The organism is Clostridium sp. UBA6640, assembly GCF_002455975.1.
Lineage (GTDB): Bacteria > Bacillota > Clostridia > Clostridiales > Clostridiaceae > Clostridium_J.
Genome location: NZ_DKLM01000063.1, coordinates 2,319 through 26,559, shown reverse-complemented (window position 1 = coordinate 26,559; position 24,241 = coordinate 2,319). Strand labels below are relative to the sequence as shown.

At 31.0% G+C, this 24,241-nt stretch carries 20 protein-coding genes; 15 read left to right on the top strand and 5 right to left on the bottom strand.

The window, feature by feature from the left end; translation table 11 throughout:
* The first annotated feature begins 40 nt into the window (after positions 1-40).
* The 7 genes from B2W91_RS06730 to B2W91_RS06700 all read left to right on the top strand — a co-directional run bounded on the left by B2W91_RS06730 (position 41) and on the right by B2W91_RS06700 (position 7,494).
* Positions 41-1,315, top strand: coding sequence for a PTS galactitol transporter subunit IIC (locus tag B2W91_RS06730; protein WP_291579615.1), 1,275 nt, complete (start codon positions 41-43; stop codon positions 1,313-1,315).
* 48 nt (positions 1,316-1,363) lie between these two features.
* Complete coding sequence (locus B2W91_RS06725) at positions 1,364-2,863, top strand: FGGY-family carbohydrate kinase (RefSeq protein WP_291579613.1); 1,500 nt, start codon at positions 1,364-1,366, stop codon at positions 2,861-2,863.
* A 38-nt stretch (positions 2,864-2,901) separates the two neighbouring features.
* The gene (locus tag B2W91_RS06720; protein ID WP_291579612.1) at positions 2,902-3,969 is read left to right on the top strand and encodes a 2-hydroxyacid dehydrogenase; all 1,068 of its coding nucleotides are present in this window, start codon (positions 2,902-2,904) and stop codon (positions 3,967-3,969) included.
* A gap of 24 nt (positions 3,970-3,993) precedes the next feature.
* Complete coding sequence (locus tag B2W91_RS06715; RefSeq protein ID WP_291579611.1) at positions 3,994-4,752, top strand: SDR family NAD(P)-dependent oxidoreductase; 759 nt, start codon at positions 3,994-3,996, stop codon at positions 4,750-4,752.
* Between the two features lie 28 nt (positions 4,753-4,780).
* Positions 4,781-5,662 (top strand): class II fructose-bisphosphate aldolase, encoded by an 882-nt coding sequence (locus tag B2W91_RS06710; protein WP_291579610.1) that lies wholly within the window; start codon positions 4,781-4,783, stop codon positions 5,660-5,662.
* Positions 5,663-6,266: 604 nt separating this feature from the next.
* Entirely contained in the window at positions 6,267-7,283 is a 1,017-nt protein-coding gene (locus B2W91_RS06705) for an SPFH domain-containing protein (protein WP_291579609.1), read from the top strand.
* A 31-nt stretch (positions 7,284-7,314) separates the two neighbouring features.
* Positions 7,315-7,494, top strand: coding sequence for an Arc family DNA-binding protein (locus B2W91_RS06700; RefSeq protein ID WP_291579607.1), 180 nt, complete (start codon positions 7,315-7,317; stop codon positions 7,492-7,494).
* 37 nt (positions 7,495-7,531) lie between these two features.
* On the opposite strand, the gene B2W91_RS06695 is transcribed toward B2W91_RS06700, so the two are convergent.
* A complete protein-coding gene (locus B2W91_RS06695) occupies positions 7,532-8,860 on the bottom strand; it encodes a TldD/PmbA family protein (RefSeq protein WP_291579606.1) in 1,329 nt (442 codons plus the stop codon).
* On the bottom strand, positions 8,850-10,298 hold the full coding sequence (locus B2W91_RS06690; RefSeq protein ID WP_291579605.1) for a TldD/PmbA family protein: 1,449 nt from the start codon (positions 10,296-10,298) through the stop codon (positions 8,850-8,852). The genes B2W91_RS06695 and B2W91_RS06690 overlap by 11 nt, the downstream gene beginning before the upstream one ends.
* Positions 10,299-10,710: 412 nt before the next feature.
* Here B2W91_RS06690 and B2W91_RS06685 point away from each other — a divergent pair, with 412 nt between their 5' ends.
* The 5 genes from B2W91_RS06685 to B2W91_RS06665 all read left to right on the top strand — a co-directional run bounded on the left by B2W91_RS06685 (position 10,711) and on the right by B2W91_RS06665 (position 15,420).
* Complete coding sequence (locus B2W91_RS06685) at positions 10,711-12,381, top strand: SWIM zinc finger family protein (protein WP_291579603.1); 1,671 nt, start codon at positions 10,711-10,713, stop codon at positions 12,379-12,381.
* A 165-nt stretch (positions 12,382-12,546) separates the two neighbouring features.
* Positions 12,547-12,954 (top strand): type VII toxin-antitoxin system HepT family RNase toxin, encoded by a 408-nt coding sequence (hepT, locus tag B2W91_RS06680; protein WP_291579601.1) that lies wholly within the window; start codon positions 12,547-12,549, stop codon positions 12,952-12,954.
* Positions 12,955-13,152: 198 nt separating this feature from the next.
* Complete coding sequence (locus B2W91_RS06675) at positions 13,153-13,689, top strand: hypothetical protein (RefSeq protein WP_291579599.1); 537 nt, start codon at positions 13,153-13,155, stop codon at positions 13,687-13,689.
* Between the two features lie 214 nt (positions 13,690-13,903).
* Positions 13,904-14,098 carry a hypothetical protein gene (locus B2W91_RS06670; RefSeq protein ID WP_291579597.1) on the top strand — a complete coding sequence of 65 codons (195 nt, stop codon included), beginning with the start codon at positions 13,904-13,906 and terminating at the stop codon, positions 14,096-14,098.
* 398 nt (positions 14,099-14,496) lie between these two features.
* Positions 14,497-15,420, top strand: a complete 924-nt coding sequence (locus B2W91_RS06665; RefSeq protein WP_291579595.1) for a DUF5692 family protein — start codon at positions 14,497-14,499, stop codon at positions 15,418-15,420.
* A gap of 80 nt (positions 15,421-15,500) precedes the next feature.
* On the opposite strand, the gene B2W91_RS06660 is transcribed toward B2W91_RS06665, so the two are convergent.
* Positions 15,501-16,271: an ECF transporter S component gene (locus tag B2W91_RS06660; protein ID WP_291579593.1), complete on the bottom strand. Its 771-nt coding sequence runs from the start codon at positions 16,269-16,271 to the stop codon at positions 15,501-15,503.
* A gap of 273 nt (positions 16,272-16,544) precedes the next feature.
* On the bottom strand, positions 16,545-17,414 hold the full coding sequence (locus tag B2W91_RS06655; protein ID WP_291579592.1) for a pyridoxamine kinase: 870 nt from the start codon (positions 17,412-17,414) through the stop codon (positions 16,545-16,547).
* Here B2W91_RS06655 and B2W91_RS06650 point away from each other — a divergent pair.
* Entirely contained in the window at positions 17,354-18,937 is a 1,584-nt protein-coding gene (locus tag B2W91_RS06650) for a PLP-dependent aminotransferase family protein (protein WP_422653268.1), read from the top strand. The two genes, B2W91_RS06655 and B2W91_RS06650, sit on opposite strands and share 61 nt — an antisense overlap.
* 216 nt (positions 18,938-19,153) lie before the next feature.
* Here B2W91_RS06650 and B2W91_RS06645 read toward each other — a convergent pair whose 3' ends face one another.
* Entirely contained in the window at positions 19,154-20,683 is a 1,530-nt protein-coding gene (locus tag B2W91_RS06645; RefSeq protein WP_291579589.1) for a thiol-activated cytolysin family protein, read from the bottom strand.
* A gap of 1,402 nt (positions 20,684-22,085) precedes the next feature.
* On the opposite strand from B2W91_RS06645, the gene B2W91_RS06640 reads away from it, so the two are divergent.
* A complete protein-coding gene (locus B2W91_RS06640; protein ID WP_291579588.1) occupies positions 22,086-23,171 on the top strand; it encodes a uroporphyrinogen decarboxylase family protein in 1,086 nt (361 codons plus the stop codon).
* Between the two features lie 329 nt (positions 23,172-23,500).
* A complete protein-coding gene (locus B2W91_RS06635) occupies positions 23,501-24,082 on the top strand; it encodes a sialidase family protein (RefSeq protein WP_291579587.1) in 582 nt (193 codons plus the stop codon).
* Positions 24,083-24,241 lie beyond the last annotated feature (159 nt).

Here is a 24,241-nt window from a genome sequence, read left to right as displayed (position 1 = left end):
TTTGCATTGTGAATTTTGAATTAAAAAAGGGGGGCCTATGATGGGTTTTATAAAAAACATAATTGATTTAGGACCGGAAGTTATGATGCCTATAATATTCTTTATTTTGGCGCTTATATGTGGGGTAAAAATAGGGAAAGCGTTTAAGGCAGGAATGTTAGTGGGAATAGGATTTGTTGGTATAAACCTTGTAGTTGGAGCATTATTAGATAGTTTAGGGCCAGCAACTCAAGATATGGTAACAAGATTTGGACTAAATTTTAGCGTGGTTGATGTAGGATGGCCAGTTGGGGCAACAATAGGTTGGGCATCACCAATAGTTCCATTTGTAGTATTTGGAGCTATAGCTATAAATATATTATTACTTTTAATAAATAAAACTAAAACTGTAAATATAGATATCTTTAACTACTGGCACCTATTATTAACTGGTGGAGTTGTCTATATAGTTACAGGAAGCATATTATTTTCAACTATATGTTGTTTAATAATTTATGTAATAGTGTTGTTTATAGCAGATAAAACAGCACCAAAAATTCAGGAAGCATACAATTTAAAAGGTGTATCCTTTGCACATGCAACATCAGCACCTTTTGTTCCAGTAGGTATTTTTGTGAATTGGATTATTGATAAAATACCAGGTGTGAAAGATATAAATATAAATCCAGATATAATTAATAAAAAATTTGGTGTTTTAGGAGAACCACTAACATTAGGAACAATATTAGGTGCTGTCCTTGGAATATTAGCAGGTTGGGATGTATACTCTGTAGCAAGATTAGCAGTGAAAGTTGCAGCTGTAATGGTGCTATTACCAAGTATGGTAAACGTTCTAGTAGAAGGATTATTGATAGTAAGAACTGCAGCAGAAGTAACCTTAAAGAAAAGGTTTCCAGACAGAGAGTTCTATATTGGACTAGATACAGCGTTATTAATAGGGGATCCAAGTGTACTTGCAACAGGTTTAATGTTAATACCTGTATCATTATTACTGGCTATAATTTTGCCAGGCAATAGAATGTTGCCTTTTGTAGATTTAGCTTCATTGGTATTTTTAATAGCAATGATATCTCCTTATTGTAAGAAGAATATGTTTAGGATATTTATTTCAGGAATAGTTATAGTGACTATAGTGTTGTATGCAGGAACATTTATTGCACCTTATTATACAGAAGCTGCAAATTTATCAAAGGTTGCAATGCCAGATGGTGTAGCTGGAACTCAAATGGCTAATATGGTTGGAGGGGCAACAACACCACTAGGTTGGCTTGCTATATGGATTTCAAAATTATTAAATAGTGTAATATATTTTTAAAATGCTTAGAATAGATTTATTTAATATTTATAAGGGAGCGGTAGGGATATGTATAAGTATTTATTAGGAATAGATAATGGGGGGACACTTATAAAAGCTGCCATATATGATATGAGGGGGAATGAGATTGCTGTTTCATGTCGCAAAACAGAACTTCTTATGCCATACCCTGGTTTTACAGAAAGAAATATGAATGAAATGTGGAAGGCTAATGTTAAAGCAATAAGAGAGGTAGTTGAGAAATCGGGAGTAAACCCTAAGGATATCAGTGGAGTAGCTACAACAGGACATGGTAATGGTATGTATCTAATAGGTTATGATGGTAAACCAGCTTATAACGGGATAATATCAACAGATTCTAGAGCTAATAGCTACATTGACAAATGGAGAAAAGAAGGTGTATTTGATGAGATACTACCCATAACAATGCAGTCAATATGGGCAGGACAACCTGTCTCACTGCTGGCGTGGTTTAGAGATAATAATAAAGAGGTATTAGAGAGAACTAAATATATATTCATGTGTAAAGATTTCATAAGATATATTCTTACAGGAGAAGCTTATGCAGAGATAACTGATATATCTGGAAGTAATTTAATGAATATAAGAGATGTTAAATATGATTTAGATTTATTAAAAATCTTTGGGTTAGAGAACATTATGTCCAAGCTGCCACCAATAAAGTATTCAACAGAAGTATGTGGATATATAACAGATGAAGTGGCAGAACTAACTGGTTTAGAGGAAGGAATTCCTGTAGCAGGAGGATTATTTGATATAGATGCATCAGCTATAGCAACAGGTATAACTGAGGAAAACCAACTTTGTTTAGTGGCAGGAACTTGGAGTATAAATGAGTATATTAGCAAAAAACCTGTTATTCAAAAAGATTTATTTATGACATCTCTTTATTGTATGGAGGGACATTGGTTAATAACTGAAGCAAGCCCTACATCAGCTAATAATTTAGAGTGGTTTGTTGGACAATTCATAGATGAAATAGATAAAGGTGGAAAGTCTTCCTATGAGTATTGTAATGAACTAGTAGAAAGTACAACCCCTGAAGAGAGTAATATAGTATTTTTGCCATTTCTATTTGGTTCAAACGTAGGATTAGATGCAAAGTCAGCATTTATAGGTATTAACGGATGGCACTCAAAGGCACATATATTAAGAGCTTTATACGAAGGGGTTGTATATAGCCATAGATATCATATAGAAAAATTATTAGAGTTAAGAGAAAAGCCTAAGAGTATAAGAATGGCCGGAGGTGTAGTTAAGTCTAAAGTATGGATTCAGATGTTTGCTGATATATTACAAACACCTATAGAGGTTACAACTAGTACAGAGTTAGGAGCGTTAGGAGCAGCTATATGTGCCGGAGTAGCTGGCGATGCTTTTAAATCTTTTGATGAAGCTGCAGATTCTATGGTTAATATAGGCTATGTATGCAATCCTAATGAGCTTAAAAAGGAAGTTTATGATAAAAAATATAAACTTTATTTAGAAACTATAAAATCATTATCAAGCTTATGGAGTAAGTTTTAAATAAAGATTGAGTGAAATTGTATTGAGGAGGAATTGACATGAAAATTGTAGGAATAGGAGACTTATTAATACCTAAAAATTATATAGAAGATGGATTTAAAAGTTTTGAGGATTTGGAAATAGAGGTTAAAACAATCCAATGGGATTTAAGCGATTATGAGGAGCTACAAAATATAAATCTTTTAGTTGAACAGGGTGGAAGTGAAGCTTATGAAGTTCCGAAATATATAATTGATGAGGTAAAAGATGCAGATATAATTATAACTCAATTTTGTCCTATCAACAAAAAAGTTATAGATAGTTGTACAAACCTAAGAGCTATTGGAGTTTTAAGAGGTGGGTATGAAAATATCAACATAGATTATGCAAAGGAAAAGGGTATAATCATATTTAATACTCCAGGAAGAAATTCAAATGCAGTTGCAGACTTTACAGTTGGAATGCTGCTTGCAGAATGTAGAAATATTGCTAAAAGCCACATGGAGCTGAAAAATGGTAATTGGGTTAGAGATTATGCTAATAAAGATTCAGTTCCAGATCTACAGGATAAAACTGTAGGAATTATAGGCTTTGGTGAGATAGGACGAAAGGTTGCTAAGAGATTGTTAGCTTTTGATGTGAAGGTAGTGGTATACGATCCTTTTATATCAGAAGAATTAAAAGATGTAAGAAAAGTTTCTTTAGAGGAATTAGCACAGATTTCTGATTTTGTAACAGTCCATGCAAGACTTACAAAGGATACAAAACATTTAATTGATGAAAAGTTCTTAAGTTTGATGAAGCCAACAGCTTATTTAATTAATACAGCTAGGGCAGGACTAGTGGATGAAAATGCTCTGTATAATGCATTGAAAGATAAAAAAATTATAGGAGCGGCCTTAGATGTATTTAATGAAGAGCCGCCAAGCAAAGAATATCCATTAGTAAAAATAGATAATGTGACTATAACTCCTCATTTAGCTGGAGGTACAAAAGATGCATTTACTCAATCACCAAAACTGTTAGCAATGGAAATGATTAAGGTTATTAAAGGTGAAGATTCAAGATATATTGTGAATAAAGATGAGTATAGTGCAAATAGAGATAAACTTAAGATAATTAAATAAATTTGTCAAAGAAGGTGAAATAATATGGATTTAAATTTAAAGGAAAAAGTAGCTATAGTAACAGGCGGTAGTGGCGGACTAGGAAAGGCTATTTGTGAAACTTTAGCTAAGGAAGGTACTAATATTTTAATGCAATATAGATCTAAAGAGCAAGAAACACTAGAATTTGCAGATTACTTAAGTAGAGAGTATGGAGTGAAGGTTTTAGGAATAAAGGCAGATTTAGTTGAGCCTAATGAAGTGGATAGTATATTTGATAAAGCTTATGAGGGTTTTGGCAGTGTTGATATATTAGTAAACAATGCTGGGGTTTGGCCTCAAGCATATGTTAGAGATATGAAAGTTGAAGAGTTTGAAAGAACTCTAAAAGTAAATCTAGAAGCGCCTTTTATATTGAGTAAAAGGATGGTAAATCATTTAATTAGCAGAAAGAGTAAAGGGAAAATTATAAATATAGTATCACAGGCAGCATTTCATGGGTCTACAACAGGACATGCTCATTATGCAGCTTCAAAAGGTGGACTTGTGACCTTTACTATATCTTTGGCTAGAGAAGTTGCAAAGCATGGGATTAATGTAAATGCTGTGGCTCCAGGAATAATGAAAACAGATATGATTTTAAGTTCTGTTACTGATGAGGAGTATTATTTAAAGAGAATTCCATTAGGAAGGATAGCAGAGCCAGAAGAAGTAGCAAATACCGTGGCTTTCTTAGCATCAAATAAAGCAGATTATATAACTGGTGCAACTATAGATGTAACAGGCGGAATGTTAATGAGATAAAAAATTATATAAGAGAGGTGGTAATTATATGTCATTAGTTAATTTAAAAGATATGTTAGAAGATGCAAGAAAAAATAAATATGCAGTAGGGGCTTTTGATGTTAGTAATCATGATATGGCAAGGGCAGTAATTGAGGTTGCTGAAGAGTTAAGATCTCCAGTAATACTGATGGGATTGAAAGTGGATCTAGAAGGGACAAAAATGGAATGTTTATTGGAAGGTATTAAAATTATGGCAGAAAACTCTTCAGTTCCTGTATGCATTCATTTAGATCATGCAACAGATTTTGAATTGATAAAAAAAGCAGTAGATTATGGTTTTACTTCTGTAATGTATGATGGATCAGTATTACCTTTAGAGGAGAACATAAAAAATACAAAACGAGTTGTAGATTATGCACATAAATATGGAGTAACAGTAGAGGCAGAGCTAGGTCATGTTGGTGATGGTATAGTTGGAGACTCTGAAACAGGATTGAAAAAAGAAGGTTCCGATAATCCAGATGATTATTTAACAAATCCAGATGAGTTAGAATATTTTTTAAAGTCTACCAATGTAGATGCTATTGCAGTGGCAATAGGAACAGCACATGGAGTGTATCTTCATGAACCAAAACTTCATTTTGACAGATTAAAAGCTTTAAATGAAATCTCATCTGTTTCTATGGTGATGCATGGAGGTTCAGGTACTCCAGATGAGCTAATTAAGAAGAGCATTGAATTGGGAATATGTAAAATAAATATTTTCTCTGAAGTATTAGCAGCATTCTTTGGATCTTTAAAGGAAGTATTGAACAGTAATGATAACATGGCTATATGGCCAAGTACTGCATATAGGGAACCTATAAAGGCAATGAAAGAAGTAGTTAAAAATAAGATATTACTACTAGGCTCAAATAACAGGATTTAAAATAAATATATAAAACTGTGAGAAGGTTATTTATTCTATTTTACCAGTGCAATGAAAATATTTTATTTTTGTTGCTGGAATTATTATAAGACCAAAGAATAAGTTTATTTTTCCTCCATCTGAGCTTATTTGCTCTACATTATTGAAGGAATTTAAGGGGGCACCTTTGATTTCAGTAATATTACTTCTTTTAGAAAATAATAAAAAATCGTTGGTGAAAATAAAAACATCAAATTTATAAATGTAATAGGAATAGCAGCAGTTGTCTGGCTAACTTTCCTGTCTGTTAATCAAATATTATTGTAGTTCGGAATTAAGCTATAATTGTATGGATAGTTGTAGTTAATAATAGTGTAGAGATAAGCATTAAAAAATAATGGATGTTTTAAACTTAAAGTAATTAATATAAATAGAAAAAATATAAAAAGAGTCTAGATACTTACAGTGGGTATCTAGGCTATTTTTTATTTGAGCAAAGTTTCTTATATTTATTTAAGGTTAAACTACAAAACCTATTGTAATAATATTCAAAAAGATGTAATATATTAATATGATATCAATATGATATCATATTGTATTAATAAAAATAGGGGAGTGGATAACTATGGAGAATAAAAAACTTGTTTACGAAGAAAAAGAAATAAAATCGAAAAGTGGTATGGTAATGCTTATTGGGAACATAATAGCAATTTTATTAGCTATAGTTGGGATTATAGTAAGTGACAGTTTTATCATAGAAACTTCTACAGCTCTTGGAGTTAGTATTATGATATTATCAATTATTGATATTATTATTGTACCTATAATGTTTGCAGGCCTTAAGGTAATAAATCCAAATGAAGCACTAGTTTTAACGTTGTTTGGAGAGTATAAGGGAGCATTAAAAAAAGAGGGCTTTTATTGGGTAAATCCTTTTTGCACAAGTATAAATCCAACTGCTAAGCGCCTAGGTACAGCAACAAACCAACTTACTGCTAATAAAGAACAAGAAAATAGGGGGAATGAGACTACAAGTAAAAAAATTTCCTTAAAGGCTATTACATTGGAGAACAGAAAGCAAAAGGTCAATGATGAGCTAGGTAATCCAATTGAAATAGGGGCCATTGTGGTATGGAAGGTAAGAAATTCATCTATGGCGGTGTTTAATGTAGATAACTATAAAAATTATATTTCTACTCAATGTGATTCTGTAATCCGTAACGTGGCAAGATGTTATCCTTATGATACCAATGAAAGTGAACAGGGGAATGAAAATAACAATGAAAAATCCTTACGTGGTAGTAGCCAGGAAGTAGCATCTATTATGCAAAGAGAACTACAAGAAAAGGTAGATATAGCTGGTCTAGAAGTTTTAGAGGTTCGTATTACACATCTTTCTTATGCACCTGAAATAGCTTCAGCTATGTTGCAACGCCAACAAGCAGTTGCTATTATTGCAGCAAGGCAAAAAATTGTAGAAGGTGCAGTAGGTATGGTCCAAATGGCTTTAAATCAGCTAAGTGAGAATGAGATAGTTGAATTAGATGATGAGCGAAAAGCAGCTATGGTAAGCAATCTATTAGTAGTGCTTTGTGGAAATAAGGATGCACAGCCAATTGTAAATAGTGGTTCAATCTATTAAAATAAAAGTGGAGAAGAGGTCTTGATAGATAGTGGATAAGAAATCAAAAGAAAAGGATAAAAAGCAGGTTTTATTACGACTATCACCAAGTCTTTGGAATGAGCTAGCATCCTGGGCAGAAGATGACTTTCGTTCCATCAATGGACAGATAGAGTATTTGCTTACAGAATGTGTAAAAAAACGCAAAAATACAAAAAATTATGAAGAATAGTTAAAAAGGCTGACTCGGTTTTGAGTCAGCCTTCTATTTATTCTGTTTTACCAGTGAAATGAAAATCTTTTATTTTCATTGCTGGAATTATTATAGGTCCTAGGAAGAAATCCATTTTTTGTCTATCTGAACTTATTTCTTCTACATTATTGAAGGCATTTAATATAGATTCAGTAAATCTCATATCTTTAACGGCACATTTAATTTTACCATCTTCAACTAAAAATACTCCATCACGAGTTAAGCCGGTAAGTAAGGACTCTCTAGGATTTACTACATTCATATAGTGGAATCTAGTTATTAAAAGAGCTTTCTTAGTAGATTTAATAATTTCTTCTAAAGTTCTATTTCCACCGTCCATAACTAGATTTGCAGGAACTGGGCCTGATCCATATCCTAAGGAATGCCCTGTGTTTTCTTCTTTTAATATAGAAGCATTTTTACTATCACTAATTATATTTTTAAATACTCCATTTTCAAATATAGTTATGCATTTTCTTTCATAGCCTTCAAAATCAAAAGGAAGTTGAGAACTATCTTTGTTTTTCCAATCATCTCTTATAGTTATTTTAGAATCGAAAACTTTTTCTCCTTTTTTCCCTTCTAAAAAAGATACTCCATCTTTAATACTATCTGCTGTTGTTCCAATATAAGCCGCCATGAATACATACTCAGATGCTGCTAGTGGTTCAAGGATAACGTCATAAGCTCCAGGTTCTAAAGAAATAGGATTAACTGCAAGAACAGCTTTTTCATAAGCTTTTTTAAAGGTTTCCTCAACTAAGAAATCTTCAGGATCATTAGCAGTAATTTCTCCATAGCCAGAAGCACCATCTTTATGCATTACTACTACATTGAAATCTTGGGAATTTCTTGAGGTGAATCTTTTAACTTTATTAGAGTTTCCAAAAGCCAAAATAGTAACAGTTCTTGAAAGTGCACCGGCAGCCAGATAATCCACAGGTAATGATTTAAGAGATTTGTCTAATATGATAGCTCTGTTCTCGATATCTAGGTTCTTTGAACTATTGATATGCGAGTCTTCATATTCTAAAAAATTCGGGCTATCAGTATGAGAATATTCATAATCTCCTTCTGGAAGAAATGCTAAATTTTCTTCTGCTTCTCTTAAAGTTTTTAGAAGTGAAGTTTCATCTAAAACATTAGTAGAGATTTTAGACATTTTTTTGTCGTTGAATACGGATATGTCTATTTCGCAATTTTCAGAATATACATTTTGATGAATTTCGGAGTTGGCAAAACGAGTTAAGCCATTTTCTTCATATTGTAATGTGATAGAAGTAAAATATTTACCTTGTGATAAAACGCTATCCATTAAGTTATAGATTTCTGACTTATTTAACATCTTTTACACCTACCTTTACATTTCTAAATCTAGCAGGAGATGAGCCATGACCGACATGGGCAACTTGACCAGGTTGACCTTTTCCGCAATTAGGTACTCCATAAAGCTTCCAGTACTTTTCATTACATACTCCATCACAACTTCCCCAGAATTCAGGAGTAATACCTGTATATATAGGATTTTTAAATATTTTTCCTGTTAATTTACCATTTTTAATTTCATAAGCTATTTCAGTTCCGAATTGGAAATTGATTCGTTTATCGTCTATACTCCAGCTGCTGTTAGTAGATAAATAAAAACCATAGTCTATTCCAGATAAAAGTTCATCAAATTCATATTCTCCAGGCATAAGGCTTATATTAGTCATTCTGACGATAGGAATATTATGCCATCCATCAGCTCTATTGGTTCCATTAGAATTTTCACCAATTTTATATGCAGTATCTCTTGAAGTGAGGAAATTTTTTAATATTCCTTTATCTATCAATACTGTTTTTTGTGCTTTTACACCATCATCATCATAGCCAAAAGCACCAAGACCTTGTTCTAATGTACCATCAGCTACTATAGTTACATGCTCCGAGCCATACTTAAAAGAAGTTTCTTTTTTGTCAGTAGTAACAAAACTCATACCAGCAAAGGCTGCTTCAGAACCAAAAATTCTATCAAGTTCTAAAGGATGTCCAACACTTTCATGGATTTGTAGTACCATTTGAGAGCTGTCTATTATCAAATCATAAACTCCGCTAGGGCATTCTTCAGCGTCAAGCAGCATTAGAGCTTCTTTACCTATAAGGTTTCCATTTTCAACAAGATTTAAGGAAGTTATATACTCATATCCAGCTGTACCATGATTTCCACCAAAAGAACTAGGATAACTTCTAACTTGCCTATCATGTTCATTAGCAGCTATTGCTTCTATACCGGCACCAGATTCATAGAGAGTTTGAGTTATATAGCTGCCTTCAGTATCAGCAAATATTTTTTCTTCTTTTTGAAACTGCATAGAACCATTGGTCTTAAAGAGATTTCCGCTACTTCTCATAGCTTCTTCTGCTTTAAATAATAAGTCTATCTTTTCTTTTTTTGATACAGTAAAAGGATCAATTTTTATAGGTGTAGAGTAATGATCTACCACTACTTCCTTAGGACTAAGGTTTATTTTTTCTTTTTGAATAGTTCTGCTAGCTTTAGCAATTCTTAGTGCTTTTTCTGCCACTTTTTTTATATCCTCTATATTTTGAGAGCTGGCAAATCCAAGGGAACCATCATATATAACCCGAATGCCTATTCCTTTACTTCTAGAATTTTCTAAATTATTAACTTTAAGATTTTCAGTAGAAATATATTCTTTAGTTCTGTCTACAATACGTACGTCTGAGTAACTAGCGCCATTAGATTTCAAAAAATCTAATATTTCTTTAATCAATTTTTTCAAAAATATCCCTCCTAAATTAGCAAATTACAAATAAGTATATATATGTATATTCTATAAAATATTTTAATATCCTTTTAACTATTTTTAGAGGAGTAAATATTATATAAAAATTGAGAAGTGAAAATAGACAAGGGATAATTATGATGGAAATTAGATTTAATCAAACTAATTTCTTTAATAGGTTTTTGTAGTGGCGAACATTGTTCGCTATTTTTTATATGCTAGATGCATGATAATAGCGATGAAGTTAAACTTCCCATGAAAAATTATAAATTAAATTCACTTGTTTCTGTATTTTCATCTAAGTATAATTAATATTATATAAGCTATAATAGCTTAGAAACTTGCTTTATGATTGAATTATTTCATCTAAATAGTTAATTAAATCTATAAAAATAGTGAGGAGTATAGAATGAACATAAATAATTTTGAAAATTATATTGATAAAAAAATTTTAGATAGAGGATATGGATATTATTGCGAAGGAAATATAACTGACGTATATAAAGAAGGAGATAATGAGTATACATTTCAAGTTCAAGGCAGTGAAGATTATGAGATTAGGGTGGAGATAAATAATCATGGAGAAATACTATACTCAGATTGTAATTGCCCTTATGAGTTTGGACCCATATGTAAGCATCAAGTTGCAGTTTATTTTGAACTAGCTAATATTTTAAATAGTAAAGAAATCAAAAAAGAATTGATAACACAGCCTACAATAAAAGAAGTGTTAAATGACATTTCAAAAGAAGAGCTAATTAATATCATAATGGATGTAGCTAAAAAAGATAAAGTATTTAGAAATAGTATAATCTTTAAATATTCAAAAGGTACCAATGAACAAGAAATAGAAAAGTGTAAAAAAATGATGGATTCCATCATAGAAAAATATATAAGCAGAAAAGGTTTTATTGAATATGGAGAAGTGTATAGCTTTGTAAATGAAATGGAAAGTTTATTAGATAAAGTAAAAAATACAGAAAATCCACTATTAGCATTGGATATTGCATTTTTAATTTTAGATGAGTGTATAGAAGCCTTTCAATATGTGGATGATTCTGATGGAGATATAGGAAATTTTGCATTAGGAATAATAGAGTTAATAAGAAAAATTGCAATTGATAGTAAAAAATTAGATATAAGCCAAAGAAAAGAAATATTTAATAAATTATTAAATAAAAGTGATAGCAAGGCTTTTGATGAATGGGAAGATTATAAAATTGATATACTTAGGATATGTGCTGAATTTGCTGATGATGAAGAATTTAGAAATAAATTAAGAGAAAAATTGAAAGATATGATTAATGAAAGTTCTAGTGATAATTCTGATGATCATTCTATAGAATATATAAGCGAAAATATTCATATAGTATTGTTTGATATAATAAATGAATATGATACTGAAGAAGAAGCGGATAAATTTGTAAAAGATAATCTTAAATTTACATACTTTAGAGATATACTGGTGAATAAGTATATTAAAGAAAAAAACTACAATAAAGTTATAGAATTTGCATTAGAAGGAGAAGAAAAATACAAGGAATATAGAGGTTTGGTATTAAAGTGGAAAAAAATAAGGTATATGGCTTATAAAGAGCTTTCATTTAAAGAAGAACAAGAAAAATTAGCAAAAGAGCTCTTATTTGATGGGGATTTTGAATATTATAAAGAACTAAAGTCACTAGTTACAGGTGATAAATCAGGATTCTACAATAAATTAAAAGAAGAGCTGAAAATTTCTCATACATGGATGAGTAAAGACATATACTTAAAACTTATAATAGATGAAAATGATTTAGATGAGATAATGGAGATTGTAAGAAAAAATCCAGAAACTATAGAAGACTATGCATCTATGCTGATAGATAAGTTTAAAGATGAAGTTTTAGAAATTTACGAAAGCCACATAAAATTACAAGCAGACCGTTCTTCTAGTAGAAATCAGTACCAGGGGATATGCAGGATGCTTAAGAGATATGAAAAAATAGCTGGCAGTGGAGATAAGCAAAGAATAGTAAATGAGCTTAAGATTTTACATAAAAGAAGACCTGCTTTTCTAGATGAACTTAGAAAAATTTAATAAGCTTTAAGTGATCTAGAGGCTGTAAAAGCAGCACCATCTTTATACATTCCTTATAAGAAAATAAAAGAAGTGAATATGAAATTAGAGCCTTTAAGGACTATGCAAAGCTTAAGGAGGAAAGAAAAGTAGTATTAGATGCTATAAAAAAGGATGGGGAAATTTATGGTTAACGATGCATTATATAATAAAATTAGTATAATTGAAAGATGTCTAATAAGAATTAAAGAAGTATATGATAATAATCCAGAAAGTTTAAAAGACTATACAAAACAAGACTCAATAATACTAAATATTCACAGAGCTGTAGAAGCATGTATTGATATATCTATGCATATAGTATCTAAGAAAAAATTAGGTATTCCTCAAAATAGCATAGATGCTTTTGAGGCTTTAAATGTTGATGGGATTATCAATGATAGACTATTAAATAAAATTAAAGGTATGATGGGATTTAGAAATATTGCTGTTTATAATTATCAGAAATTAAATTTAGAAGTTCTAGAAAAAGTTATAGAAAATCACTTAGGGGATTTTGAAGAGTTTGTTGTAGCTGTAAATAAATTTATATAATGAAGGGAAATATTATGCTTAAATACTATAGAGCTCTTATATTTTAGAAGAGTAAGAAATAAAGAATTTAAGGGATACAACAATTATAGTGGATGTAAGATTGCAGTAAAATAATTATTTTCATAGAACTTTATATAGAACAATTTTAGAAATAATAGACTACTATACTATATACAATGTTCAGCGGAGGTATTTAAAATGAATATTTATGAAAGAAAAAATTTTTCATTTATAATAGTCCTTATAGTTATTACTATTTTTAGTAGTATTATATTAGTAGGTTGCAAAGATAATGGAGAAATTGACTCAAAATCTAACACAGCTAAGTCATCATCATCTTTTGAAGTCCTTGGAAAAGATACGCCAGAGGATACAGTTTTATTGATCGTCAATAATCCTAGCAGTGATCAATTAAAGTTAGTTACCATTAGTGAAAATCTTGAGTTAGATGAAACAAACGAGCAGATATTGCTTATTCCAAGAAGTACTAATTCAACTCTTTCAATATGGTCTCTTGAATTTACAGATAATAACCTTGTTCCTAATAAAAAGATATATGAATGTGAAAAAACTCCAGAGAATTTTGTGTTAAGTACTAAACTCATTCGTCCAGAAGGAATACCACAATATAAGGTTGAGATTACTTCAGGAGATTTAACTAGTGAATATATTTTTAGTTATGATGGGAAAAATGGAACACCTAATATTGAGTATATCAGCGCAAATACAAAATAATTTAATAAAATACTTAAAAGTGGAAATAATCTGCGTAAACTCTGTAAGAAGAATATAATTATTCTTATATAAATTGAGGAAGCGCAGATTATGTGCTTTTAAGAAAATATTAGAAAATTAATAAAAAACAATAGAACTTCTAAGGATACTGCAAGCAATATTAGGAAAAAGCAGAATATAATTTATAGTATGCATTTAAAGGAGATGTTCAAAAATGAAAAAGAATAAAAAGTTAATGAGTACAGAGGTTTATGATATGAATGCGCAAGAAAGTAATGAATATCTTTACTATATTGCTGGATACACTTCTAATGGAACTCCTTTCGGTATAACGTGGGAAGAAGCTATTAAAGATGGATTGGTGGAAAACAGTAGATTAAACAATGATACCGATGATTCTCCATTTTAGGAAAAAAGAGCGAAGAATAGTGGATGAACATAAATAGTTTTGAAAATCAATAAATCAAGATTATGGTGTTGGAACAATCATTGTAGAAACTTATAATGGAAAATCTATCATTGAAAGTGGAAAAGATAAGGAAGTAGTTTCAAATATAAAAATTCCTAAAGTTAGATAACTATTAATTATATAGGGAATTAATTAAATGCATAAAATGTAGCAAATTACATAAATTGTTTGAAAAATATTGGATATATGTTAATATTTAATTGAGGTATGACAAAAAAACATATGAAGTAATATTAATAGAGAAGTGCATTGTAGATATTATTGTGAATTATATACTATGGATAATGTAGAAATACAGTTTTAGGATTTTAAATTTTAAGAATTGTGAGGGAGAGAATATGTTTTTATTTGAAAATATACCATGGTATTCTGCATTAGTAGGACTTGCAGTATTAGCAGGTCTAATATTTATTAATGAAATAACAAGAAGAAGTAAATGGCTTGCTATATTAATGTATTTTGTATTACCTATTGTAATGACTATTGCTGTGTGGCCTAAAACAGCAGGCAAAGGAACAACGGTAGGTTATTGGTTCCCATGGGTGAAAACCTATTCTGCATTAGCAGGAGTACTTGGCTTTATGGCACTAAGATATGTCAAAAATCTGGATGCTAAGAAATGGATGTTGGCATTTCCACCACTTATCCTTTCAATTAATATTTTAGAAGCAGTTTTTCGTGAATTTCAATGTTATAATTTAAATGGTATTGTAGATAATATATTTATCTCTGGTGGACCTTGGAATATAATGAATGGAATAGCAGGTATTTTAAATATCATTACTATTTCAGGCTGGTTTGGAATTTATGTGTCAAAGGATAAGAGCAAAGATATGATTTGGCCAGATCAACTTTGGTTTTGGATAATTGCCTATGATCTTTGGAATTTTGCTTATGTTTATAACTGTATTACTGATCATTCCTTTTATGCAGGTGCAATATTATTATTATCATGTACGATTCCAGCATTCTTTATAAAGAAGGGTGCTTGGTTACAGCATCGTGCTCAAACTTTAGCACTTTGGACAATGTTTTCTTTGACCTTCCCAACATTTGCAGATACCTCTAAATTTGCTGTGTATTCATCACATAATGAGGTTGCATTATGGGTAGTTAGTGGATTAGCTCTTGCAGCTAATATTGGAGTATTTATATATCATTTTGGAAGGATAATAAAATATAAGAGAAATCCATTTAAAGATGAAATATATACAGACTTAAAAGAATACAAAGTAGTTATGGCTAAAGATATAGTGGAATAATTTTAATAATTAATATATAAAAGTTTTAATAAATTTAAATAATTTAGAGGGTGCAAAATTAGCACCCTCTTTATACTATATTATGCAGCCAATCCTAAATTCTTTATAGATTTAGAAAGTGGAACGTAAAGTACCACGGCTACAAATATAGAGAAAGAACCATTAATTAGTGTTGCAGGTAAGCTTACAGCTGAACTTAATAGAGCTGCTGTAAATCCACTTCCGGCGAATAAAAGTGTTACTACTCCAAATAAAAATTCTCCTACAAGATTAAGGGCTATACCTGCTACAGCACCTAAAATTGCATACTGAACTTTAATAGATAGCTTTTTAGCTGAGATACATACACAACCTAATCCTATGCCAAGGATAAGAGAAAATATATATAACACAGGGTTTACTACTAGCTTTTTCTCAATTCCAGTTACAGTAATTTCATTGCCAAGAGTCATTGAAATAATAAAAAGTATAATACCTATGAAAATAAGTATGACTGAAGCAATGGATATAAATTTTATAGGTGATTTTGCATCTTCTTTATCGCCTTTTGATGCCACTATTCCTACAATTGCTCCTATACCGAATTTTAGTAAAAGAGTTTTTGGAACACTAGAGGCATATCCATTCATTAGGTCAAATAGACCCATACCAATAGAACCAGAAAGTCCTCCTATGGTGCCTGAAAAAAGTAGTGAAGCTAAGATTACAAACATGTTTCCCATGTGTAAAAATGGCTTACCAACAGGAGATGGTATTGGTATTTTAAAAAGTAAGGCTACATAGCAAAGAGCAGAAAAAAGTCCAATTAAAACCATAGTGTGTATAGAAAATTTAAGTTGTTTTTTATCCAATGTATTTACCCTCCATTATTAATAATTTAATAAAAGATTAATATAAGCTTCACATTACTGCGTCAGTTTCAGTCACTCCAGTGCTCATTTACTTTAGTAAACTCCGCTCTTCGTTCCTTCACTTTCTTGTTCTGTTCGCTTCTATTAACTTTTCAAAGATTAATATAAGCTTCGCATTACTGCGTCAACTGCGTTCGTTGTGGTGCTCATTTACCTAAGTAAACGACCCTCCTCACTCACTTGTTTCCTAGTATTGTTTGCTTCTATTTAATTTTATACAGTACGATTAGCACAATTTTTCTGAATTTCTTCAATGAATGAGTATAATACTCCTTCAAAGTTAACTCCATAATTAGATGGAGTTCCTTGTGAATATGTACGTTCAATTGAATCTTTAACTAGATTAACGGCAATTTTTATAGACTCATGAAGATTAATTCCTCTTACTATTGCAGCTGAAAGAGCACTAGTAAAAAGGTCACCAGTACCGTGATAACTGTTTGGTATCTTTGTTGTTAAAGAATAGTGAACTTCTCCACTTACTGAATCATAGCAAGCAGCACCAATTTGATCATCATTAAAAGATACTCCAGTAAGTACAATTTTTGATGGTCCAAGAGTAGAAAGTTTCTTTAGTAAATTCTCCACGTACTCATGGGTATATGGCGGCTTTACATATTCTTCCCCTAGGAGTAAAGCAGCTTCTGTAAAATTAGGTGTTATAACATCTGCAATTTTGCAAAGTTTCTTAAAACCTTTACACATTTCGTCGTCTAATTTGCTGTAGTATTTTCCGTCATCAGCCATTACAGGATCAATTATAACTATAGTTTCTTCATTTTTAATTAAGGTTACAATATCTTCTAGTATCTCTGCTTGATGAGGATTTCCTAAATAACCTGCATATATAGCATCAAATTTTAAATTTAAAGAATGCCAATGTTTTGCCATGTTATACATATCTGAACTTAAATCGCGAAAGGTATACCCATTGAACCCACCAGTATGAGTTGATAGCACTGCTGTAGGCATACAGGTACACTCTACTCCAGCAGCAGAAATTACAGGTAAGGCAATAGTTAATGAGCATTTTCCGAAGCCTGATAAATCATGTATTGCAGCAATTCTTTTTAAATTTTCCAATATTAATTTTCCCCCCTCGCTTGAATAATTTACAGCCCTTAGATATACTATACATAATATTTGTCGTTATTAAAATGTACAAATATCAGAATTTTAACAAGGACAGTTTAGGTAGGGGGGATTATATGGGTAAGGTTAGTGAAATTACTATTAATACTGAGAATTCATTGGGAATGCCGTTATATATTCAACTTTATAATCACTATAAATCACTTATTTCTTCAGGAAGTCTTAAATCAGGTAGCAAACTTCCATCTATAAGGCGCTGTGCAGCAGAGCGGATGGTAAGTCGTACAACAGTTGAAGCGGCATACTTACAACTTGCTGCTGAAGGTTATATTACATCTAGAGCAGGTAGTGGCTTCTATGTGAGTGACCTAAATTATGCAGATATACAAACTCCATCTCTTTTAAACTATACAAAGTCAATAGTAAAAGAAGAGCCATTATATGATTTCGTAAGCTCTACTGTTGATCATAAAAGCTTTAACTTTGATTTATGGAGCAGATATATTAAGAGTGCACTTCGAAGTGGAGACAGGCTTTTATCTTATGGTGATGCTCAAGGAGAGTATGATCTTAGAGTGGCTATAACACGTTATGTAGCTGAACGAAGAGGAGTTATATGTACTCCAGAGCAAATTGTTGTTGGTGCTGGAGTACAGAGTTTGTTACACATTTTATGCTCCTTAACAGGGGTACAGTCACCGGTTTTTTTTACAGGAGGAGAATTTGCACAAGGAAGAGCAATTTTTCAAGATAGAGGTTTTGAGACATTTGTATATGGTTCATTGACTAATGATCTATCTGAATTTAGGAAAGCAAAGGCAAAAATAATATACACATTTCCCTCCAATAGCACACCATGGGGAGATGTTATGCCTATACAGACTAGACTTTCGTTGTTATCCTTTGCTAAGGCTCAAGATTGCTTGATTATAGAGGATGATTATGATAGTGAATTTAGATATTATAGTCGTCCTGTTCCATCCCTACAAGGGTTAGATGGAGGACATAAAGTGGTGTATATGGGAACTTTTTCGAGACTCTTACTACCTTCTTTAAGAATTAGCTTCATGGTATTGCCTATGGAATTAATGGATGCCTATAGTAAGTGCGGAGAGGATTATAATCAGACAGCTTCAAAAACTGAACAAATTGCTCTATGTCAATTCATACGAGATGGCCACTTAGAGAAACAGATAAAAAGGGTAAGAAAACTCTATATGGNNCAGTATATGGATAAAAGTAATCAGCTGTGCCTTGCTGTAAATAAGATTTTTAAAGACAAAGCCAAAGCGATATCAGGTTCTGGAGGATTTCTAATTCAAGTTGAGGTGAAAAGTGATCTCTCATCTAAGGAACTGGCAAGACGTGCTGAGGAGGTTGGGGTTTTAGTAAAAGCCTTTGATTCTGTAGAGAAAAGCAAGTATCCAACATTGTTGTTATCTTGTTCAGGAGTTTCTGAGGAGGATTTTGAAAAAGCGCTAAGGTTGCTTAAAGACGCATTTTTCAAGGAGTAGCACGGTGAAGCCAAGTAAATATGGGCTTTTGAAGATTTACCATTTTTGAATTTGAGATGGTGGCTTCAAAGGCTCTTTCTTTATTTGGTAGAACAGGTTTAGAATAGCGAAAAGATATATAACTAAGAAGATAGTCCTTGAGAGAATGAAATAGTTAAATAGAAAAATACCATAGTAACTTTTCTAAAGTTACTATGGTATTTAAATTTTTATTTATTAATGGTTAATACTAGAATATGGATATAATGTAGTTCCCCAAATTGAAACTTTTATTTCATTTGTTAATGGAACATTATATTCATTAATAATTGTTCTCCACCATTCCCATGCAAGGCCTGTACATTCTCTTGCCAAAATTCTTATATTTTTTGAGTTAGGTGGAAGTGGTATTACTGTAGAGTAATGAGCTGTTTTGTCTCTATAGTTTCCATCCCATGTTTTATGATTTAATATTTCATTTCCATTCTCATCATATGAAAACTCATCCCAAGCTACTTCAAATTGAGCAACGTAAGCTCCTCTATGGTCAAGAATTATCTTACCTTTAGAATATTCTGTAGATGTAGTTTCAATGTAATCTGTTTTATTGTGAACAGTTGCAATTGAATTATCTTTTAAGAAAACACTTGTGTATGAAATAGGGTATGCAGGATTTTTAGTACTGAACTCAGCATTGTTTTTAATTACATTTCTTATTTCATCAAAATCTTTTGTGATAATTTTGTTATGCTCTTGTGCATCCCCACCTAATACTACAACAGTAAATGAACTATCCTCAAAAATATCCTTATACTGCTGATTGCTTTCTACGTTAACACCCTTAAGTAGTGCATTAAAGGCAGCTTGTACATCTTTACTCTTAGATGATGTTTCTAGTTTTACATAAATTGTTCTACCGTAGGCTACATTTGATACCATAACTGGTGGAGCTTCATTACTTACTCCTTTACGAGTTAATTCTTCAAAAGTAACACTATCATCAAAAAGATCAGATGGATTATTAGGAAGTTCTGCACTTACAGTGTAAAATATTTGCTTATATGCAGCGATCATTACCTTTTTTTCTCCACTAGATATAGCATTAAAATCTACTCCAAGTGAATTATCAAGAACTTTATAATTAACATTTAAAGCACCTGATATCTGATTTTTACTATAAACCATAGATTCTGAATATTGTGTTCTTGCTGGTAAAGTATGTGTTGTTGAGTATTTTTCATTCCAAGTAGATACTAATTCATCTATTGCCCCAGATACATTACCATATGTTGGATTTTGAACTGTTATTGTGTTTTCATTTTTCATACCTGGTAAATCTATAGAGATGTTTAAAGGCTTCCTTTTGCACATTAATATATTAGGTCGATTTTCAACAAAAGCATCATTTGCAAGTTGCAATGCTCCTGGGAATGTGCGATCATTTACAGAATCAATAATTGAAATATCAACTGGTGATGTTGTAAGTGATTTTTTATTACGTTCAACTACTATAAATTTTCCTTTTGATTCAAAACCTTCTTTTGGAACAAAGCTTTCTATATTATCACCATTTACTGCTAGAATTGCATTTCGATCATAATTTAAGTTTGCTATACCAGAATCGATAGCACTTGAATTGTTCGTTGCAACGGATGAATTAACTGTAAGTGGTTTACCAAGGGCAACGAATGGATAGGAAATAACACATAAATTAAGAAATAAGCATACTAATAAATTTTGTGTTTTAAATTGTTTTTTTAGCCTCATAATATTTATCCCCCTATTGTATATGATGTTAATTGAGTTTATCAATTTAAACTATTTTGATAGCTAAACTAATAAATTCACTTTAACATGAATGCTAATATAACAATTAAAGTAAAGATTTAAAGATTTTAATTGTAAGGGTTAATATAACTTATAATATTTACCAGGAAATAATATGGATTCAAATTAAAAAAATGTAGAATTATCATCACTTTTATAATGATTGATATTTAAATAATTGTTAGTACTATTGTAGATGAATTTATTGATGTATATTTTGAAAATATCAGTGGATTTTTTAGAAAAATTTAAGATATTTATTTTCTAAATTTTACAATAAAATTTCTTGGCAATAGTATGTGCGGATTTTTTATGAAATGTCTAATATATCAACTTCTTATAAATAATATATATTTATAATCTTTAGAGAAGCTCAATATATTCTATGATTTAGTAGAGTACCCTTTATGCTTGTTAATACGAAAAAAATAAAATATTGCCTCATAAACTTTCTTATCTTATTGATTAAATAATATCAATATCTTCTCGTGGTAATTTAACCCTTAAATCCTTAAAATTACATTTATTGCATAAATAATTCATGTTAGGTAAATTATATCATGAATTATTTATATAAAACAATAACATTATTTGAAAAATTATAATTTTATAAAATATTCTCAAAAATTTAATATTTATATAACTATTCCACAATATTAACATGGAGAGGAAAATATAATAAATTGATAATATTTGAACACTTATTGGAGAATTAGAAAAGAAATTATCAAAGTTAATAGAAAGTATAATTAAGGCATATGTTTTTATAGAAGCCTTAATGTACCAATAAAAAAGTTAAAAGACTTAAGTAAGTTAAGTCTGCATTTAATGATTGTCTAGATAATGATTTAGATGAACATGTATCGTTTATTAAAAGCCTCTTTATCATAATAACTTATCACTCCTAGTTAATCTATTATTTAAATATCCACTTTTAACTATCAACATGCTAATCATTAAAGTAACCTTAATGTCATAGGTTAGAAATAATAAATATAACGAGCATATATAGATTATTTAAAAAACAAATAGCTGGAGATTTGCTATAAATATTGGCTATTCGACAATAACTATGGTGTACTATATAATTTTAATTATTGAAATAAAAGAAAAATTAATTTTATGTAATTACTGATTTGAACTTGAATTATTAATAAAAAAGACTTAAATACACTTCAAATAGATATTATTTTCTATTAATCCTAATCTATATAAATTTATAAAAATGGTAAAATAATCTTATGAAATAAGATTAAAAGTTAATTGAAACGGCTAAAAAAATTTAGCATTATAGATAAAATAGTTGCTTAGATGGAAAAAGATTTATGAGGAGGAGTTAGTTATGTTTAATAAAGATTTTATGACTCCAGCTGAAAGAGGAGCTGCTATTGCTAAGGGAATGGAAGTGGACAGACTACCATGTAACCCTAATATTGCAAATGGAGTTGCAAGGGTATATGGCTGTAAAATTTCTGAGTTTAATTACAATCCTAAAGCTATTGCGGAGGCACAAATGGCAACCTATCGTAAGTTTGGCTGTGACAGTCTTCGTATTTTTACTGATTTGTTCACATGGGCGGAAGCGATGGGAGCAACTGTTACTTTTCCTGATGATGATACTGCTGATTTGGCAAAACCAGCAATTTTTAGCGTAAAGGATATTGATACCTTGCGTCCTGCCAATCCTTATAAGGATGGACGATTGCCAGTACACCTTGATGCAATGAAATATCTTCAGGATCTTGCTAAGGATGAAATAAAATGTTCTGCTGGTATTGTGGGGCCCTTTACCAATGCATTTTTTTTGTTTGGCGTCAATGAAACACTGAAGCTCATCCACAAAAACCCTGAAGCACTACATAGGCTTTGCCGTGTTTCTCTTGAAACTTGTAAAGCTTATGCAAAGGCAGCAATTGACATTGGACTCAGTCCTACCATATCTGAGCCTATGTCTTCTTGTACAGTTGTAAGTCCTAAGGATTTTAGAGAATTTTCTCTTCCCTACTTGAAGGAGCTTATTGACTATATTAAGGGATATGGCAGTAATGTAGTGGTACATATCTGTGGACAGACTGATAAAATTTGGAAGGATATTGGGGCGTTGGGTATCGGCGGCATGAGCATAGATAATGTTGCAAGTTTAAAAGATTGTAAAAATACGATTGGAAGTCAAACCAAGATTCTAGGCAATGTTGATCCAGCTGGGATTATGTATTCCGGAACCCCTAAGGACGTTCGCATTAAAACCTTAGAGGGAATTTTAGATGCTTACGACTCGCCAAAGGGTTATGTTGTCATGTCGGGATGTAGCTTACCAGTAGAAACACCATTTGAAAATATTGAAACTATGATGAACACTGTTCGTGAAGTGGGTTATCCTGTTCAGTCAGAAAGAGTTAAGGAGCTTTTAGAGCGCTACAGCAAATAGTATACGCTGCAAGCTAAAGATAATATAAAAAAGACTTGATTATTTAATGCTAAAAGTTAATACGTTAAGATAAAGGAGATGGTTTGTAAAACTATCTCCTTTCTTTTACTCCGAATAAATTACGTATATTATATGAAATGTTTTAATGTACAAAGGCTGAGAAGCACATTTGGATTTTAGAAATAGATATACTACTTCATAATGTTTTACAAAATGTCAATAAAGTAAAATTCTTTTAAAAGGTTTTTTATTTAAGGTTCATTAAAGGTATGACATTTATAATTAACTCATAAGGTAGCTACTTATAAACAATTTGATGGAGGTATAATATGAAAAACATTATAAATATAACAAAAAAGAAAGCAGGTGCTTCTATCCTTTGTGGTGCACTTGTTCTAACATTAGGAACAGGAAAAGCTTTTGCTAGTGATGTTGATGATTCTGTTCAAGTAAAAAATGAAAATGGAGCTATAACGTATTCTATAGATGGGGGTCAAACATGGAGTGAAGATGCTCCAGAAGGTTTCACAGGATTTGAGAGCGAGGATGGCAAAATAGAAATTAGAAACGCTAATATATCAAAAGATGATATTGGCATTAGTGTAAAAATAAAGTTAGAAGATGGTGTTAAATTATATTCTACAGATGGAGGTCAAACGTGGAGTGAAAATGTTCCAGAAGGTGTTGACGCATTCATTAAAGAAGGTGGAAAAATAGGAATTAAAAATTCTAGCCAAATAGAAAGTGGGCTTTTTACAAGTGGACAGGTAAAGTCTGAAGATGGAATTCTATCTAAGGGCGGTAATAGTTTTATGGTGAAAAATGAAAATGGAACAAGACTTTATTCTGAGGATGGCGGTCAGACTTGGAGTGAAAATCTTCCTGAAGGTATGTCTATAGAAATTAAATAAGAATTTAATAAAGAAGAAATCAAAGAGTATCCGCAGCAAATTGGTATGGTAGCCTTTTTGGTGCGGATACTATAGGGTTACACAATGAAAATTTAACTTATGCATGATTTTAATTTCCATAACGAAAAAATCTTTTCTATGAATGAAAAATTAAGAATG

What these genes read in the sequence shown, in the direction of transcription:
- B2W91_RS06665 (WP_291579595.1), top strand. Translation starts at nt 14,497, where the DNA reads ATGTTTTTATTTGAAAATATACCATGGTATTCTGCATTAGTAGGACTT.
- B2W91_RS06675 (WP_291579599.1), top strand. Translation starts at nt 13,153, where the DNA reads ATGAATATTTATGAAAGAAAAAATTTTTCATTTATAATAGTCCTTATA.
- B2W91_RS06710 (WP_291579610.1), top strand. Translation starts at nt 4,781, where the DNA reads ATGTCATTAGTTAATTTAAAAGATATGTTAGAAGATGCAAGAAAAAAT.
- B2W91_RS06635 (WP_291579587.1), top strand. Translation starts at nt 23,501, where the DNA reads ATGAAAAACATTATAAATATAACAAAAAAGAAAGCAGGTGCTTCTATC.
- B2W91_RS06720 (WP_291579612.1), top strand. Translation starts at nt 2,902, where the DNA reads ATGAAAATTGTAGGAATAGGAGACTTATTAATACCTAAAAATTATATA.
- B2W91_RS06670 (WP_291579597.1), top strand. Translation starts at nt 13,904, where the DNA reads ATGAAAAAGAATAAAAAGTTAATGAGTACAGAGGTTTATGATATGAAT.
- B2W91_RS06695 (WP_291579606.1), bottom strand. Translation starts at nt 8,860, where the DNA reads ATGTTAAATAAGTCAGAAATCTATAACTTAATGGATAGCGTTTTATCA.
- hepT (WP_291579601.1), top strand. Translation starts at nt 12,547, where the DNA reads ATGGTTAACGATGCATTATATAATAAAATTAGTATAATTGAAAGATGT.
- B2W91_RS06645 (WP_291579589.1), bottom strand. Translation starts at nt 20,683, where the DNA reads ATGAGGCTAAAAAAACAATTTAAAACACAAAATTTATTAGTATGCTTA.
- B2W91_RS06730 (WP_291579615.1), top strand. Translation starts at nt 41, where the DNA reads ATGGGTTTTATAAAAAACATAATTGATTTAGGACCGGAAGTTATGATG.
- B2W91_RS06715 (WP_291579611.1), top strand. Translation starts at nt 3,994, where the DNA reads ATGGATTTAAATTTAAAGGAAAAAGTAGCTATAGTAACAGGCGGTAGT.
- B2W91_RS06685 (WP_291579603.1), top strand. Translation starts at nt 10,711, where the DNA reads ATGAACATAAATAATTTTGAAAATTATATTGATAAAAAAATTTTAGAT.
- B2W91_RS06640 (WP_291579588.1), top strand. Translation starts at nt 22,086, where the DNA reads ATGTTTAATAAAGATTTTATGACTCCAGCTGAAAGAGGAGCTGCTATT.
- B2W91_RS06725 (WP_291579613.1), top strand. Translation starts at nt 1,364, where the DNA reads ATGTATAAGTATTTATTAGGAATAGATAATGGGGGGACACTTATAAAA.
- B2W91_RS06705 (WP_291579609.1), top strand. Translation starts at nt 6,267, where the DNA reads ATGGAGAATAAAAAACTTGTTTACGAAGAAAAAGAAATAAAATCGAAA.